The organism is Sphingomonas sp. J344 (assembly GCF_024700005.1).
Lineage (GTDB): Bacteria > Pseudomonadota > Alphaproteobacteria > Sphingomonadales > Sphingomonadaceae > Sphingomonas.
In genome coordinates, this window is sequence record NZ_JAJONB010000001.1 from 188,053 (window position 1) to 203,033 (window position 14,981).

At 64.7% G+C, this 14,981-nt stretch carries 13 protein-coding genes; 6 read left to right on the forward strand and 7 right to left on the reverse strand.

Going from position 1 to position 14,981, the window contains the following annotated elements; all coding sequences use genetic code 11:
* Positions 1-46: 46 nt before the first annotated feature.
* From secA to folE, 5 genes are all read right to left on the reverse strand, one after another.
* The gene (secA, locus tag LRS12_RS00955) at positions 47-2,788 is read right to left on the reverse strand and encodes a preprotein translocase subunit SecA (RefSeq protein WP_257842876.1); all 2,742 of its coding nucleotides are present in this window, start codon (positions 2,786-2,788) and stop codon (positions 47-49) included.
* A gap of 108 nt (positions 2,789-2,896) precedes the next feature.
* A complete protein-coding gene (locus tag LRS12_RS00960) occupies positions 2,897-3,166 on the reverse strand; it encodes a hypothetical protein (protein WP_257842877.1) in 270 nt (89 codons plus the stop codon).
* An 87-nt stretch (positions 3,167-3,253) separates the two neighbouring features.
* Positions 3,254-3,622, reverse strand: coding sequence for a dihydroneopterin aldolase (locus tag LRS12_RS00965; protein WP_257842878.1), 369 nt, complete (start codon positions 3,620-3,622; stop codon positions 3,254-3,256).
* The gene (locus LRS12_RS00970; RefSeq protein WP_257842879.1) at positions 3,615-4,364 is read right to left on the reverse strand and encodes an SDR family oxidoreductase; all 750 of its coding nucleotides are present in this window, start codon (positions 4,362-4,364) and stop codon (positions 3,615-3,617) included. The genes LRS12_RS00965 and LRS12_RS00970 overlap by 8 nt, the downstream gene beginning before the upstream one ends.
* Positions 4,364-4,987, reverse strand: coding sequence for a GTP cyclohydrolase I FolE (gene folE, locus LRS12_RS00975; protein ID WP_257842880.1), 624 nt, complete (start codon positions 4,985-4,987; stop codon positions 4,364-4,366). Before folE ends, LRS12_RS00970 begins: the two co-directional genes overlap by 1 nt.
* A gap of 227 nt (positions 4,988-5,214) precedes the next feature.
* Between folE and LRS12_RS00980 the strand changes: the two genes are divergently transcribed.
* The 3 genes from LRS12_RS00980 to LRS12_RS00990 all read left to right on the forward strand — a co-directional run bounded on the left by LRS12_RS00980 (position 5,215) and on the right by LRS12_RS00990 (position 9,617).
* Positions 5,215-7,890 (forward strand): TonB-dependent receptor, encoded by a 2,676-nt coding sequence (locus LRS12_RS00980; RefSeq protein ID WP_257842881.1) that lies wholly within the window; start codon positions 5,215-5,217, stop codon positions 7,888-7,890.
* 323 nt (positions 7,891-8,213) lie between these two features.
* Positions 8,214-8,483: an SWIB/MDM2 domain-containing protein gene (locus tag LRS12_RS00985; protein WP_257842882.1), complete on the forward strand. Its 270-nt coding sequence runs from the start codon at positions 8,214-8,216 to the stop codon at positions 8,481-8,483.
* 102 nt (positions 8,484-8,585) lie between these two features.
* Positions 8,586-9,617 (forward strand): sensor histidine kinase, encoded by a 1,032-nt coding sequence (locus tag LRS12_RS00990; protein ID WP_257842883.1) that lies wholly within the window; start codon positions 8,586-8,588, stop codon positions 9,615-9,617.
* A gap of 121 nt (positions 9,618-9,738) precedes the next feature.
* Here LRS12_RS00990 and LRS12_RS00995 read toward each other — a convergent pair whose 3' ends face one another.
* On the reverse strand, positions 9,739-11,049 hold the full coding sequence (locus LRS12_RS00995; protein ID WP_257842884.1) for a HAMP domain-containing sensor histidine kinase: 1,311 nt from the start codon (positions 11,047-11,049) through the stop codon (positions 9,739-9,741).
* Positions 11,050-11,078: 29 nt separating this feature from the next.
* Entirely contained in the window at positions 11,079-11,765 is a 687-nt protein-coding gene (locus tag LRS12_RS01000; protein ID WP_257842885.1) for a response regulator transcription factor, read from the reverse strand.
* A 92-nt stretch (positions 11,766-11,857) separates the two neighbouring features.
* On the opposite strand from LRS12_RS01000, the gene LRS12_RS01005 reads away from it, so the two are divergent.
* Genes LRS12_RS01005 through LRS12_RS01015 form a run of 3 tightly spaced genes read left to right on the forward strand, consistent with a single transcriptional unit; the run spans position 11,858 to position 14,949 of the window.
* Positions 11,858-13,915, forward strand: coding sequence for a protein-disulfide reductase DsbD (locus tag LRS12_RS01005; RefSeq protein WP_257842886.1), 2,058 nt, complete (start codon positions 11,858-11,860; stop codon positions 13,913-13,915).
* A 20-nt stretch (positions 13,916-13,935) separates the two neighbouring features.
* Positions 13,936-14,544: a redoxin domain-containing protein gene (locus LRS12_RS01010; RefSeq protein WP_257842887.1), complete on the forward strand. Its 609-nt coding sequence runs from the start codon at positions 13,936-13,938 to the stop codon at positions 14,542-14,544.
* A 60-nt stretch (positions 14,545-14,604) separates the two neighbouring features.
* Positions 14,605-14,949 carry a PDZ domain-containing protein gene (locus tag LRS12_RS01015; protein WP_257842888.1) on the forward strand — a complete coding sequence of 115 codons (345 nt, stop codon included), beginning with the start codon at positions 14,605-14,607 and terminating at the stop codon, positions 14,947-14,949.
* Positions 14,950-14,981 lie beyond the last annotated feature (32 nt).

Genomic DNA, 14,981 nt, shown 5'->3' on the forward strand with positions numbered 1-14,981 from the left:
CCGATCGTGTCGGGCGGCCCTTCTTCATTTCAGCGATCGGCGAGGATCACACCACCGCGCCGTGGCATTGCTTGTACTTGCGGCCCGAGCCGCACGGGCACGGAGAGTTGCGGTTGACGCGACCTTCCCATGACGCGGGGTCGTCGCCCAGCGCCTCGCCGGTCGGGCGCGGGATCTGCATCGCGGGCAACTCGTTCGAGATCAGCCCGGCTGCGCCAGCATCCCAGTCGGCGCTGTTGTCGAGCCCGGTCAGCGGATCGATATGCGTGGTCAGGAAATCGGGCAGTTCGGGAAGCGCGGGCGGAGCCTGGAACTGGAATTCGGCCCAGGCGAGCGTGCGGGTCACATCCTCGCGGATTGCGACCAGCATCCGCTCGAACATCGCGAACGCTTCCTGCTTATATTCGTTGATCGGCGTCTTTTGCGCATAGGCGCGCAGGTGGACGACCTGACGCAGCGCGTCGAGCATCGCGAGATGCTCCTTCCAGTGATGGTCGAGATTCTGGAGCAGGATCGACTTTTCGATCGAGGTCCAGGTCTCGGGGTCGAGCTCGTCCGACTTGGCGGTGACGCGCGCGCTGGCGAGGTCGCGGATGCGGTTTTCGACGTCCTCGGGCTCGATGCCGTCCTGCGCCGCGATCCATTCCTCGATCGGTGCCTCGACGCCCAGCATCTCCTGCACGCGCGCCTTCAACCCCTCGATATCCCATTGCTCGGGATAGGTTTCGGGCGGGCACGCCGCGCCGACGAGATCGTTGACCGTCTCGGCCCGCATATCCTCCACCACGTCGCCGACGGTGTCGGCGTCCATGATGTCGGCGCGCTGTTCGTAGATCACCTTGCGCTGATCGTTCATCACGTCGTCATATTCGACGACCTGCTTGCGGATGTCGTAGTTGCGCGCCTCGACCTTCTTCTGCGCGGTCTCGATCGCCTTGGTCAGCCACTTGCTGCCGATCGCCTCGCCATCGGCGATGTTGTTGCGCATCATCTTCGCGAACAACGTGTCCGGGCCGAAGATGCGCAGCAGGTCGTCGTCGAGGCTGAGGTAGAAGCGCGACAGGCCGGGGTCGCCCTGACGGCCCGAACGGCCGCGTAGCTGGTTGTCGATGCGGCGGCTTTCATGGCGTTCCGTGCCGAGCACGAACAGGCCGCCGGCGTCGAGCACGCGCTGCTTCTCGGCCGCAATCTCGGCCTTGATCTGCTCGACAGCCGCATCGCGCTCCGGCCCTTCCGGCATGTCTGCCAGTTCGGCCTCGACGCGGAATTCAAGGTTGCCGCCGAGCTGGATGTCGGTGCCGCGGCCCGCCATGTTGGTGGCGATGGTCACCGCGCCCAGACGGCCGGCCTGCGCCACGATATGCGCTTCCTGCTCATGGAAGCGGGCGTTGAGGACCGAGTGGTCGACGCCTTCCTTGGTGAGATATTCGCTGAGCAGTTCGGACTTTTCGATCGACACGGTACCGACCAGCACCGGCTGGCCCTTTGCCGCATGTTCGCGGATGGTGCGGGCGATGGCGATGAACTTGTCCTGCATCGTCTTGTAGAACTCGTCGTCCTGATCGATGCGCTTGACCGGAACGTTGGTCGGGATCGACACGACGTTCATCTTGTAGATGTCGAAGAATTCGGGCGCTTCGGTCGCGGCGGTGCCGGTCATGCCCGACAGCTTCGGATACATGCGGAAATAATTCTGGAAGGTGATGCTGGCGAGCGTCTGGTTTTCGGGCTCGATCGTCACACCTTCCTTGGCCTCGACCGCCTGGTGCAGGCCGTCGGACCAGCGGCGACCGTCCATCATGCGGCCGGTGAACTCGTCGATGATGACGACCTTGCCGTCCTTGACGATGTAGTCGATGTCGCGCTTGTACATCGTGTTGGCGCGCAGCGCCTGGTTGAGGTGGTGGACCACCTGGGTATTCTCGAAGTCGTAAAGGTTGCTGCCCTTGAGCAGCCCGGCGGCCTCGAGCGCGCGTTCGGCAGTCTCGATCCCCTCTTCGGTCAGGACGACGCTCTTCTGCTTTTCGTCCTTCTCGTACAGCGCGGGGTCGAACTGCTTCACCACGGCGTCGACGCCGATATAGAGCTCGCTCTTGTCGTCGGTCGGGCCGGAGATGATCAGCGGGGTGCGGGCTTCGTCGATCAGCACCGAGTCGACCTCGTCGACGATCGCCATCGCGAAGGGGCGCTGGACCATCGACGCGCGGTCGTACTTCATGTTGTCGCGCAGATAGTCGAAACCGAATTCGTTGTTGGTGCCGTAGGTGATGTCGGCTGCATAGGCCTCGCGCCGCTGATGATCGGCGAGGTTGGGGACGATCACGCCGACGGTCAGGCCGAGGAAGCGGTAGATCTGCCCCATCCATTCCGCGTCGCGGCGGGCGAGATAGTCGTTGACGGTGATGACGTGGACGCCATTGCCGGGCAGCGCGTTGAGATAGGTGGCGAGCGTCGCCACCAGCGTCTTGCCCTCACCGGTCCGCATTTCGGCGATCTCGCCGCGGTGGAGGACGATGCCGCCGATCATCTGCACGTCGAAGTGACGCATGCCCAGCACGCGGACGCCGGCTTCACGCACCGTCGCGAACGCCTCGGGCAGGATCGAGTCGAGCTTTTCGCCATTGGCGAGGCGTTCGCGGAACTTGACGGTCTGCGCCGACAATTCGTCGTCGGACATCGCCTTGAGCGCGGGCTCGAAGCTCGCGATCTTGGCGAGGATGGGGTTGAGCGAACGAACATACCGGTCGTTGGACGAACCGAACAGGGACTTGGCCAAGCCGCCGAACATGATGTTTTCCAGTCGTATGAAATTGCAGGGTGTGCGCCCGCGTCGCGAGCGCTAACGATTCGAATGCGAAATGGATGCCGGCCGCGTGCGACGCGACGGCGGACGCGGCTATTCGAGCCGGCGTTCGCTGGTCAGGCGGGCGGGCGCACCGGCCGGGGCATCATGGATCGCGAATGTCGCGGCAATCGGCGCTTCGCGGACGGCAAGAGGGCGCGTGGCGACCGCCGCCGCGACGCTCGACACCGCTTCGACAGCGGTTTCGGCGGTGCGGGAAATTTCGGTGTCGCTTCGCTGCTGGAACCCGCGCACGTCGCGATCACCGGCGATGACGCCGGTGAGGCTTGCGAGAAGCGCGGAAAGGAACAGCAGCAATTGCACGCGAAAACCCGTTAAACGGCCCCTTGTTGCCCGCCGCTGAACGGCGGACCGTGTGGACATAGGGGCTGGGCGCGGATCGTCCAAGCCCTAAAGCGTCGCGACGTCCCGGCTCCGCACTACCTCACACCCAACCCGCGCGTCCGGATACACGTCGAGTTTCGTCGAACGGACGCGGACTTCGGCGATGCGGGGATCGGCGGACAATGCGAGCGCGGCGACAGCGTCGCAAAGGGTTTCCTGCAGCTCGATATGGCCTTTCGCCGCCAGCGCGTGGATGCCGGTGCGGAGATAGTCGTAATCTACCACCGCCGCGATCTCGTCCGCTGGCGGGGCATCGTAGACGCAGCGCATCGCGACGTTGAGTTCGACGCGCTGCGGCGCGGCGCGCTCATGGTCGTGGATGCCGAGGGCGAGCTCGACCACCAGGCGATCGAGATGGATGGTGTATTCAGCCATGGGGGCGGGCTCGCCCGGTGAACATCACGTCGCCGTCGCGCTTCACGAGGCGCTGGCCGCAATCGACGAAGATATTCTGGCCGGTGATGCCGCGCGCGGTGAGCAGATACGCGACGGTGGCGGCGATCTCTTCCACCTCGACCTGACGCTGGAGGAGGTTCGCGGTGGCGACCGCGGCGAACTCCTCCGCGCTCTGGTCGAGGCTGGGCAGGGTCAGGCCGGGCGAGACGGCATTGACGCGGATGCGCGGGGCGAGCTGCATCGCGAGCAGGGTCGTCACCTCGGCCAGCGCCGCCTTGCTCAGCGTATAGGTCAGGAAATCGGGATTGGGGTTGGCGAGCTTCTGGTCGAGCAGATTGACGATCGCCCCCTCCCCCAGCCCGATCTGTGCCGCCAGCGCCGAGGCGAGCAGCAGCGGCGCGCCGAGATTGACATGCATGTGACGGTCGAGCCCGCTGTAATCGGCGAGCGGTATCGCGTCCCAGGCGAAGCGCGAGGCATTGTTGACCAGCCCCTCGACCGGCCCGCCCAGCGCCGTAGCGGCGGCGGTGATCAGGCCGCGCGTCTCGGCCGGGTCCGCAAGGTCGGCGGTCACCAGAGCGACGCCGAGTTCGGCGGCGAGCGCATCCGCCTCGTCATGCAAATCGTGATGATGCACCGCGACTGCGTGGCCATCGGCGACGAGGCGGCGGACGATCGCCGCCCCGATCCGCCGCGCGCCGCCGGTGACGAGGACACGCATCAATAGCCCATCAACTTGAGCACCTCGGTCCGGCTGCGCTCATCGTCGCGGAACACGCCCATCATCCGGCTGGTGACCATGCCGACGCCGGGGGTGCGCACCCCGCGCGCGGTCATGCAGGCGTGGCTCGCGTCGATCACCACCGCGACGCCGCGCGGCTTCAGATGCTCCCAGATGCAGTCGGCGACCTCGGCGGTCAGGCGTTCCTGCACCTGCAGGCGGCGGGCATAGGCGTGGAGGACGCGGGCGAGTTTCGAGATGCCGACGACATGGTCCTGCGGCAGATAGGCGATCGACGCCTTCCCGATGATCGGTGCCATGTGATGTTCGCAATGCGACTGGAACGGGATGTCCTTGAGCAGGACGATCTCGTCATACCCCCCGACCTCTTCGAACACCCGGCTGAGATGATAGGCAGGATCCTCGCCATAGCCCTGGCAATATTCGCGCCACGCCCGCGCGACGCGTTTGGGCGTGTCGAGCAATCCTTCGCGACTCGGGTCGTCGCCGGCCCAGCGCAGCAGCGTGCGGACCGCTTCGGCGACCTCATCGGGCACCGGAATCTTGGCGGCGGGGGCGGCGAGGTCGCCGTCAGCGGGTTCTTCGTCGTGATGGCAACTCATATCGGTCGGTGCCCTATCCTATCGCCTGACGCTACGGCAAGCGCAGCTCCTGTGTTGCCCCGACGCAACAAACGGTGTCGGAACGGGAAATAGCAAGCATTTCCGCCACTTTCCTAGCGTGATTTGACGTTGACGTAAGGATTCGAGCAACGGTAGCGTGTGTCCCAACGACAACAAGAAGACCGGTCCCCGATGGGAGGTCCGGCGCACCCAGAGAGGAGAAGCCCATGCGAACGCTCCAGCTGTTTTCCGCATCCGCCCTCGCGCTGATCGCGGCCACCCCGGCCATCGCGCAGGACGCCCCTGCCGCTGCCACGCAGGAAGAAGAGGCATCCGGCAACGAGGTCGTGATTACCGCGACCCGCCGTAACGAAACCGTGCAGGACGTGCCGATCGCGGTGACCGCAGTCCCTGCGGCGCTGCTGGAAAATGCAGGCGTCGAGGATATTCGCGGGCTCGAGCAGCTCGCGCCGTCGCTGCAAAGCTCGACCGGCCAGTCGTCGGCGACCGGCACCACCCTCTATATTCGCGGAATCACCACCGCAGGCGACAACCCGGGCTTCGAGCCGGCAGTCGGCGTGTTCATCGACGGCGTGTTCCGCGCGCGTGCCGGTGTCGCCATTTCCGAGCTGCCCGAGCTTGAGCGCGTCGAAGTGCTGCGCGGCCCGCAGGGCACGCTGTTCGGTCGCAACACCTCGGCCGGCGCGCTGTCGATCTTCACCGCCCAGCCGGCGTTCGATCTGGGCGGTTATATCACGGGCAGCTATGGCAATTACGACGCGATCGAGATCAAGGGCGCGATCACCGGCCCGGTCAGCGAACAGCTCGCGCTGCGTTTCGACGGCGGCTATCGCAAGCGCGACGGCTATATCGACGACGTCAACAGCGACCGCATGTTCAACGACGTCAACCGCTGGTACGCGCGCGGCCAGGCGCTGTACGACACCGCGTCCTTCTCGCTGCGTGTAATCGCGGACTATTACGAGACCGACGAGCAGTGCTGCGGCGCGGTCAGCGCGGTGCGCGGTCCGTTCGCGCCGCTGATCGAGGGGATTGCCGGGGCGCAGGGCCGTGACGGCCTGTACACCGGCCACCCGTCGGAGCGCCGCATGGCGGCGTCGCCCAACCGCGACTTTTCCGAAAAGGTCCGCGACTGGGGTATTTCGGCCGAAGCCAATGCCGAACTGGGCGACATCAAGCTCACCTCGATCACCGCATATCGCAACTGGCGCGCGCTGCGTAACCAGGATGTCGACTTTTCGGGCATCGACCGCGCCTATCGCGACGGCTATCGCAACGAGCTGGTCGACTTCACCCAGGAACTGCGTTTCCAGGGTTCGGCGTTCGACGGCGCGCTCGACTGGCTGGTCGGCGGCTTCTACTTGAACGAGAGCAACAAGGTCCACGACACGGTCCGCATCGGCAATGATGGCAACCGCTATGTCGACTCGATCTTCAACGCGCTGGCCGGCCCGTCCTTCGGGGGTTCGGTCCAGTTCTATGGATCGCTGGGCGCTGCTCCGACCCCGGGCGCGGTGTTCCTGAACCCGGCGGTTCCCAACGCGCTCGCCGCCTATCAGGCGGTCTATGGCGCGGCTCTGGCGCCGATCGTCGGCTGCTTCCGCACCGCCGTCGGTGCTGCGCCGTCGGGCGTCGTCCCGGTCGCGACCTGCAACGCGCTCGGCTATTCGCCGACCCCGGTCGCGGGCCTTGCCGCCCTCGCCGCCAGCCCGCTGCCCGGCGCGACCGCCGGCCAGGGAAACACCAACGACTATCGCGTCGACACCAACGCCTTCGCACTGTTCACGCACAACATCATCAACATCAGCGACCGCCTGTCGCTGACGCTGGGTGCGCGCTGGAACTATGAAAAGAAGGAGCTGAGCGCGACGATCAACAACAACACCGGCAGCTGCACCTTCTTCAACCAGGTGCGTGCGGGCAACACGGCGGCGGTTCAGTACGCCAATCTGCTGCGCCAGCTCGGCCTGTTCAACAACCTGTTCCTGCTGAGCTGCAACCCGGCGATCAACACCGAGTTCAACGGCAGCTACGCCCATGAACGGGACGAGAGCAAGATCACCGGCACCGCGAAGCTGGCGTTCAAGGTCAGCGACGACGTGCTGCTCTATGGCGGCTATGATCGCGGCTACAAGTCCGGCGGCTATAATATGGACCAGGCGACGTTCGACAGCGTGTTGCTGGGCGGCAACGGCGCACAGGGCAGCGACCTGGCGTTCGGGTCGGAATCGGTCGACGCCTATGAAATCGGCCTGAAGACCCAGTGGGGCCGCGCCTTCACCTTCAACATCGCCGCCTTCTACCAGAAGTTCAGCGACCTCCAGTCGCTCGTGTTCAGCGGCAACAACTTCGTCGTGCAGAATGTCGACAGCACGACCAGCAAGGGTGTGGAACTGGAGTCGATCATCCAGCCTGTGCGCGACTTCACCGTCCGCCTGGGTTACAGCTGGATCGACGCGAAATATGATGCCGACAACAACTTCACCGGCACGCCGCTGCAGGGTCAGGAAGGGCGTCAGCTCAACAACCAGCCCGAGCATACGGTGACGATCGCGACGACCTGGATGCCGCGCATCAGCTCGAACATCCGTGGCCTGGTCCATTTCGACATGCGCTACAACAGCGAGGTCAACATCCCGTCGAGCAACCCGAACCCGGCCACCGGTCGGACCGCGCTCTACAATCCGGGATACCCGCTGATCGGCGCGCGCGTCGGCATCCAGACCGAGGACGGCAAGAAGAGCCTGGAGTTCTTCGTCGAGAACCTGACCAACCAATATTACCACATCACCGGGTTCGCGGTGCCGGAGCAGACCGGCAACTTTGCCGCCTATCCGGGCCTGCCGCGCTTTTTCGGCATCAAGGCGAAGGTCGGCTTCTGACCACCGCCTAGCCTGGGCCAGTTGGCCCTGTCGCGAAAATCGGGGCGCATTCGGGGAACCGGACGCGCCCCTTTTTCGTGGGTCGGCACCCCGCCCGCCCCAGCGCTATGCGGACCAATTGCCCCTCCACAGCGGTCGAGAGGCAAGTTCTCCACAAACAAACCGCGCAAACCCCCTTGGAAGAGCATCAAATACGTGCATCGTGGAGAGAACCGGATTACATCCGGCCCAGCGACAACGGTGGCGAGGCATCGCCCAAGCCGCCGGCGCTGACCAAGATCACGGTCCGGTATCGTTGCCGGCCCGCAGAGGAGAAGAATAGAATGGCCGAAAAGAAGGCATCTGGCGGCGCCCGTGGCGGCATCGCAAAGCCCGTCACTCCCTCGCCCGAGCTCGCCGCGATCGTCGGCGCCGGCCCGCTGCCGCGCAGCGAGATCGTCAGCAAGATGTGGGTCCACATCAAGGCGAACAACCTCCAGAACCCCGCCAACAAGCGCGAGATCCTGGCCGACGACAAGCTCAAGCCGATCTTTGGCGGCGACAAGGCGACGATGTTCGAGCTGAACAAGCACATCGCCAAGCACGTCAAGTAAGTTCGCCGGCCGGAGCAATCCGGACTGCGCAGCGAAAGCCTCCGAAGCCTCTGGTTTCGGAGGCTTTTTCGCGCCATGATGGCGGGCCGCATCGGCGGGCAAATGGGGAAGCGCGTGGAGGGTCGCGAGAGCCGGTTTCTGGAACGTCTTCCGCTGGCCCGCGCGCGCCGCTGGCAGGGCTATCTGGCGGCGTTGGTGCTTTCGCTGCTCGGCCTTGCAACCCGTTGGTGGCTCAGCGACGCCTTCCCTCCCGGATTCCCGTTCATCACATTCTTTCCGGCGGTGATCCTTGCCGCCTTTCTGTTCGGCCGGGGGCCGGGCATTTTTGCCGCGTTGCTCTGCGGAGCGCTCGCCTGGCAATTCCTGGTCACGCCCGGGGTGACCTTTGCGCTCGGCAGAGGGGGGCTCCTCGCGCTCGGATTCTATGCGGTGGTCGTCGCGGTCATCATCCTGGTCATCGATTCGATGCAGCGCGGGAGTGCGCGGCTGCGCCGCGAGCGCGAGCGGAGCGAGATACTGGCCCAGCGCAGCCAGTTGCTGTTCAGCGAACTCCAGCACCGGGTATCCAACAACCTGCTGATGATCGGCGCGGTGCTGTCGTTGCAGCAGCGCAGCATTGCCGATCGCGCGGCGCGACAGGCATTGGGCGATGCAGCGGCGAAGCTCCAGACGATCGGCCGCATCCAGCGTCAGCTTTACTCGCATGACGGTGACCCGCAGGCGCTCGACCGGGTTCTGCCCGATCTGATCCGGGACCTGATCTCTACGGCCGGCAAGCCGGGGATCACCATGTCCGTCGACATGCGACCGGGAATCAGGTTGCCGTCGGACGCGATCATTCCCGTGGCGCTGATTGTTGCCGAGGCGGTCTCCAACGCGATCGAACATGGCTTTGCCGACCGCGAGTCCGGCTTGATCGCGTTGCGCATGCTCGACGATGGCGCGTGGATCACGCTCACAATAGCCGACGATGGTGCAGGTCCGCCCGACGGGTTCGCGGTCGCGACCGTCACCAGCCTGGGCTTGCGGATCGCGCGCACGCTCGCCGAACAACTCGGCGGCAGTTTCGATCTGGCAGCGCGGGCAGGCGGCGGCACCGTCGCGACGCTGCGCTTTCCGCCGATGCACGACTGACATCGGAATCGGCGGTCCGAAGGCGAATCGAGGCATATCTGCGTGCGGCCTCAGCCCGCAAGACCGCACACCGAAGGAAATGGACGGGCCAATGCCCTCAGAGTTCGCGCGCCCTGCGCCACTACGGCTCCGGAAACTCGAGCCTGAACCACGCTCCTTGGTGCGACAGACACAAAGAAACCTTCCCACCATGTGCAGACATGATTTCGCGCGTGAGGTGCAGCCCTAGCCCACACCCTTCGGCGTCCTGTCTCCCACGCGAAAAGGGCTCAAACAAGCGGTCCTGCAACGCCTCCGGGACGCCGGGCCCTTCGTCCGTCACGTCGATTGTCCGATCGGCACGAACCCGCACGCATATGTGTCCTTCGCCGCCGCCATGCCTGATTGCGTTATCGATCAGATTAGTAAGCGCGCGGGATATGGCGTGCGCATTGCCGCTCGCCATCGTGGGCGCGTCCGGCGCCTCAAGCGACAGATCGTAGCCTGCCCGGATCGCGGCAGGGGCAAGGTCCGCCACAACATCTCGGGCAATGCCGACGAGATCGACAAGCGAACGCTCACGGCCGGACAGCGACAGCCTCTCGGCATCGAGCATCTGCGACACAATATGCCCGAGACGCTCGACCCCTCGCCGAAGCTCCTGCTTCGCGGTATCGTCCCCCAGTGCTTCCACGCGCAGCGCGACAACGGCGAGAGGAGTCCGCAGCTCATGCGCGGCATCCGCGATGAAGCGTTTGCGCCGTTGCAATTCAATCGCGAGCCTCTCGAGCCCAGCGTTGAAGCCGCGGACAAGGGGCAGGAGTTCGCGCGGCGCCTTCTTCTCGTCGAGCCGCTGCGTCGGCTCCTGCGGCAGAATGGATGCCGCTTGGGTAGCAAGCGGCCGCAGCGCGCGTGACAGTATCGGCAGCGCAAACAGCATCGCCACGACCGCCACAACAACCGCGCGGGCCAGGATAATTAGAATACCCTCACTCCAGCGAGCACCCAGCGTGTCCCAGGCTGAAATCGTGCTCGGGTCCACACCTCCAGCCACCAACAGAGCATCCTGGGAGCCGATCCGCCGCCGCTCGGCGAAGGCGTTTGCGAGCGGACGCTCGATGCCCGGAACATAGAAGCGGGTCGATTGGATGAGCAGCGCCTCTTGCTCGATGGCACGAACGACCGGCTCCGGCACCGGTCCAAACGAGAAGCGCCCGGCGTCGCTCTCGACGACGAGCCACATCGCCGGGTTCCGTAACGCCATCGCCGCGAAATCGCCGTCGGGCTGAATCCGGAAACCCGAATCTGTTGAAACCAGATCATTCGCGGCGTGAACGACCGCGATCCTGGGACCCGTGTGACTGGCAGGGTCGCGACCGGGATCGTCGACCAAGAGGATAATTGCCAAATAGACCGCGACGCCCACGATATAGACCGCCGTGAAGGTAAGCACGGCGCGCAGCGCGAGTGAAGGTGTGCGTCTCAACACGGCTGAAGGATGTAGCCGACGCCGCGCACGGTGCGGAGCTCCACTCCTGCTTGCTCGTCTTCGAGGCGACGGCGCAACCGCGAAACCAGCGCTTCCAGGGCATTGGCAGATACTTCCACATCGAAGCCATAGACCTCGTTCTCGAGATGCGCCCTCTGGACCACACGGCCAGCACGGCGCACGAGGAGTTCAAGCAGAGCAAGTTCCCGGCGGGGGAGCGCAACGGCCCGGCCTCTCGCACGCACCTCGCGCGTATGTGCATCATATGAGAGTTGAGCGACCTCGATCGGTTTCGGTCGATCCGCCTGAGGCAAGCGCCTGGAGGCGGCCCGGAGCCTTGCAAGCAACTCCTCCAGCGCAAACGGCTTGACCAGATAATCGTCCGCGCCGGCGTCGAGCCCTTCCACACGATCGGCAAGATCGTCGCGAGCGGTGAGAAAGATGATCGAGGGCGGCGAAAACCGCGACTTCGCCGCGGGAATGAGTCCGATCCCGTCTCCGTCCGGCAGTCGTCGGTCGAGAAGGATGACTCTATACGGCGACTGGATGACGGCTTCGAACGCATCGCCGAGCGAAGCGACGTGGTCCACCGGCCAGTGGTGACGCTCCAGTGCACGCACGATCTCGCGCGCAAGCGCGGGGTCGTCTTCCACAAGCAGGATCCGCGAACAATCGGCCATGCTCGCTCCTATGTCAGCATGCTGACGCCAACCTGACACGAAATTCCGTACGAGGGCAGCTTGTTGTCAGTTGCGCCGAATAAGGTCGGGCCATGATCCGCCCCCTGATCCTCTGCATCGCAACCATCCTGAGCGTGATTTCGTCGGCGCCAGCCGCGGCGGCTCCGAAATCGGAGCAGAAGCACATTGTGACGGAACTCATCGCCGAGACGGCTGCGCCGCCCCCGGGGAGCACCACCGATCTCGCGATCCGGATGACACCCGAGGCGGGATGGCATGGTTACTGGAAGAATCCCGGCGATAGCGGGATGAAGCCTGTGGTCACGTGGACGATCCCGCGCGGCGTGGTCGCCAGCCCCCTCGATTATCCCGTGCCTAGCCAGCTCCTGGTCGGCGGCCTGATGAACTATGTTTACGAGGGTCCGCACGCACTCCTGTTCCAGCTTACGGTACCGGACGGTTTCGCGCCTGGGACGCCACTGCCCATCAAGGGACGGTTGGACTATCTCGTGTGCACCAAGGAGGTGTGCGTACCTGAAAGCGCCGATTTGGCGCTCGACCTGACGGTCGGCGCTCGCGGTGCCGATGTTCCCGCCCGGGCCGAATTCGATCGCTTCCGTCAAGCTCTTCCCAAGCCACTCGGCACTCCAGCGCGCTTCGAGCGCGTCGGAGACCGCATACGGCTTGCAATCCCGCTTCCGTCGACGCTGCCGCCTGGTGAGCCATATTTCTACCCTCTGACCGACGGGGTTCTGGCCTACGCAGCAAAACAAACCTTCTCGCGCGCGAATGGCGCACTGATTGTCGAAAGCGACGCGCCTTCGAATCCCGGTAAACTCGACGCCGTCGAAGGGGTTCTGAAGCTGGGAGACGGCAACGGTCTGTCGCTGAGGGCTGTGCCCGGACCGACCTCCGTTCGAACGCTGCCGACAATGACGCAAGATCAGGAAATACCAGATGCGTTCACTATTCTCCTCGCACTGGCGGGCGCGGTCCTGGGCGGGCTGTTGCTCAACATCATGCCCTGCGTTTTTCCGATTCTCAGCCTCAAAGCGATAGGGCTCGCCAAGGCGTTCGGAGATGAAAGCGCCGCGAGACGGGATGCTCTCGCCTATACTGCGGGAGCGGTGCTGATCTGTCTCGCGCTCGGGGCCGCCCTGCTCGGCCTGCGGGCGGCGGGCGTAGCTGCGGGGTGGGCTTTCCAGCTTCAGGATCCACGCGTCATTCTGGTGCTCCTCCTGCTGATCACCGCCGTCGCGCTCAATCTGGCCGGACTCTTCGAGCTGCCCGCTCTGACTGCAGGCACCCACCTGGCCGAGCGCGGCGGAATCGGCGGCTCGTTCTGGACAGGCGCGCTCGCAGCGTTCGTGGCGACGCCTTGCACCGGGCCCTTCATGGGCGCCGCTCTGGGAGCCGCGCTCGTTCTACCCACCTCGCTGGCCCTCGTCATTTTTGGCGGCCTTGGTCTTGGCTTGGCGCTGCCGTTCTTGCTGTTAGCCTACGTAGCTGCGCTCCGACGCCGGTTGCCCAGACCGGGTGCATGGATGGTGCGGTTCCGACGGGTGATGTCGGTGCCCATGTTCCTCACAGCGCTCGCGCTTGCCTGGGTTCTGGGGCGGCAGGCGGGGGTGGACGGGATGGCGCTCGGGCTGGTCGCGGCCATGGCGCTCGCGCTATCCTTATGGTGGGTCGGACAACGACAGGGGAGCCCCCGCGCCTGGCGGCCGCTGGCGCCTGCCGCGCTTGCCGCCGTCCTGGCCTTGGCCTTCGTTCCTACCGTCGCCACTGGCCCCGCGGTCGCCGACAATCGGGGCGTGCTCAGGCCCGAGCCGTTCACCGAGGTGCGCCTTGCCAGCCTCCAGGAGGAGCGGCGTCCTGTCTTCGTATACTTCACCGCCGATTGGTGCGTGACCTGCAAGGTCAATGAGAAAGCCGCACTCGAGCGCCCGCAAGTCGCCGAGGCATTCGCCAAGAACCGTGTGGCGGTGCTGGTCGGCGACTGGACCCGCGGCGATCCCGCAATCGGACGTTTTCTCGAAAGACACGGCCGCTCAGGCGTGCCGCTCTACCTCTACTACAGGCCGGGCGAACCGGCCGAGATCCTGCCGCAGGTTCTGACCTCCTCGCGGCTTGTGTCCATGGTCAGTTGAAGTTGGAAAGGAATGTAAGAATGAAGCAGATGCTCACCGCTTTTACTGCTCTCGCCGTCATGGTCGCTCCCACCTCGGCCGCCCCGGTCATCGGTAAACCCGCACCGGACTTCAAGCTGAACGATGCCAACGGCCGCGCCGTCCAGCTCTCAGACTTCAGAGGCAAGCTAGTTGTACTGGAATGGAATAACCCCGGCTGTCCGTTTGTGAAAAAACATTATGCAAGCGGCAACATGCAAAAAACCCAGGCCTACGCGAAAGCGGCAGGGGCCGTCTGGCTCAGCATCAACTCCGGTGCCCCTGGCGAACAGGGTCCCATGAATGGCGCCGAGGCGAAAGCCTTCATGGCAAGCGCCAAGGCTCAGCCGGCGGCTTATCTGCTCGACCCCAGCGGCGTGGTGGGCAAGCGCTACGAGGCCAAAACCACCCCGCACATGTACGTCATCAACGCCAAGGGGACGCTTGTTTACGCGGGCGGCATCGATGACAAACCGACTCCTAACCCAGCCGATATCAAGGGTGCCCGCAACCACGTGCTGGAAGCGCTCTCGGAACTCAAAGCCGGCAAAGCGGTGTCCGTGGCGACAAGCAGACCGTACGGCTGCAACGTCAAATACGCCAAGGCCTGAACAGGGGAGGACCCCCTCGCCCCCCCCCACCAGCAATCGATCAGACAACGGAGAGAGACCATGAAAAGGCTGTATTTCGCTGCATTTTTCGCCGCTGGCGCTGCTTTCGCACTGTCACCTGGGCATGTCAGCGCGCAAACGCCCGGGCCCGTGAACATGGGCATCCAGTTGAAGGAACATCCCGAAGGGGCCGAGGTGATGGCCGTGCTCCCCGGCGCAACGGCGGCGGCCATGGGCCTGAAGGTTGGTGACATAGTGCTTGAGCTCGGCGGCAAGCCGATCAGCCGTGAATTGGTGCAGGAGCATGCGCAGAACACAAAGGCAGGGGATACAATCACCCTCAAAGTCAAGCGAGGGAAAGAGATCCTTCAGTTGGCCGGTCCAGCTCTGCCGCCGCCGGGCTAAATTTGGAAGCAGCCCAATCGATCTGAAGAGAA

Coding starts and splice junctions, on each gene's coding strand:
- secA (WP_257842876.1), bottom strand. CDS start 2,788: ATGTTCGGCGGCTTGGCCAAGTCCCTGTTCGGTTCGTCCAACGACCGG.
- LRS12_RS00965 (WP_257842878.1), bottom strand. CDS start 3,622: ATGGCTGAATACACCATCCATCTCGATCGCCTGGTGGTCGAGCTCGCC.
- LRS12_RS00970 (WP_257842879.1), bottom strand. CDS start 4,364: ATGCGTGTCCTCGTCACCGGCGGCGCGCGGCGGATCGGGGCGGCGATC.
- folE (WP_257842880.1), bottom strand. CDS start 4,987: ATGAGTTGCCATCACGACGAAGAACCCGCTGACGGCGACCTCGCCGCC.
- LRS12_RS00980 (WP_257842881.1), top strand. CDS start 5,215: ATGCGAACGCTCCAGCTGTTTTCCGCATCCGCCCTCGCGCTGATCGCG.
- LRS12_RS00985 (WP_257842882.1), top strand. CDS start 8,214: ATGGCCGAAAAGAAGGCATCTGGCGGCGCCCGTGGCGGCATCGCAAAG.
- LRS12_RS00990 (WP_257842883.1), top strand. CDS start 8,586: ATGGGGAAGCGCGTGGAGGGTCGCGAGAGCCGGTTTCTGGAACGTCTT.
- LRS12_RS01000 (WP_257842885.1), bottom strand. CDS start 11,765: ATGGCCGATTGTTCGCGGATCCTGCTTGTGGAAGACGACCCCGCGCTT.
- LRS12_RS01005 (WP_257842886.1), top strand. CDS start 11,858: ATGATCCGCCCCCTGATCCTCTGCATCGCAACCATCCTGAGCGTGATT.
- LRS12_RS01010 (WP_257842887.1), top strand. CDS start 13,936: ATGAAGCAGATGCTCACCGCTTTTACTGCTCTCGCCGTCATGGTCGCT.
- LRS12_RS01015 (WP_257842888.1), top strand. CDS start 14,605: ATGAAAAGGCTGTATTTCGCTGCATTTTTCGCCGCTGGCGCTGCTTTC.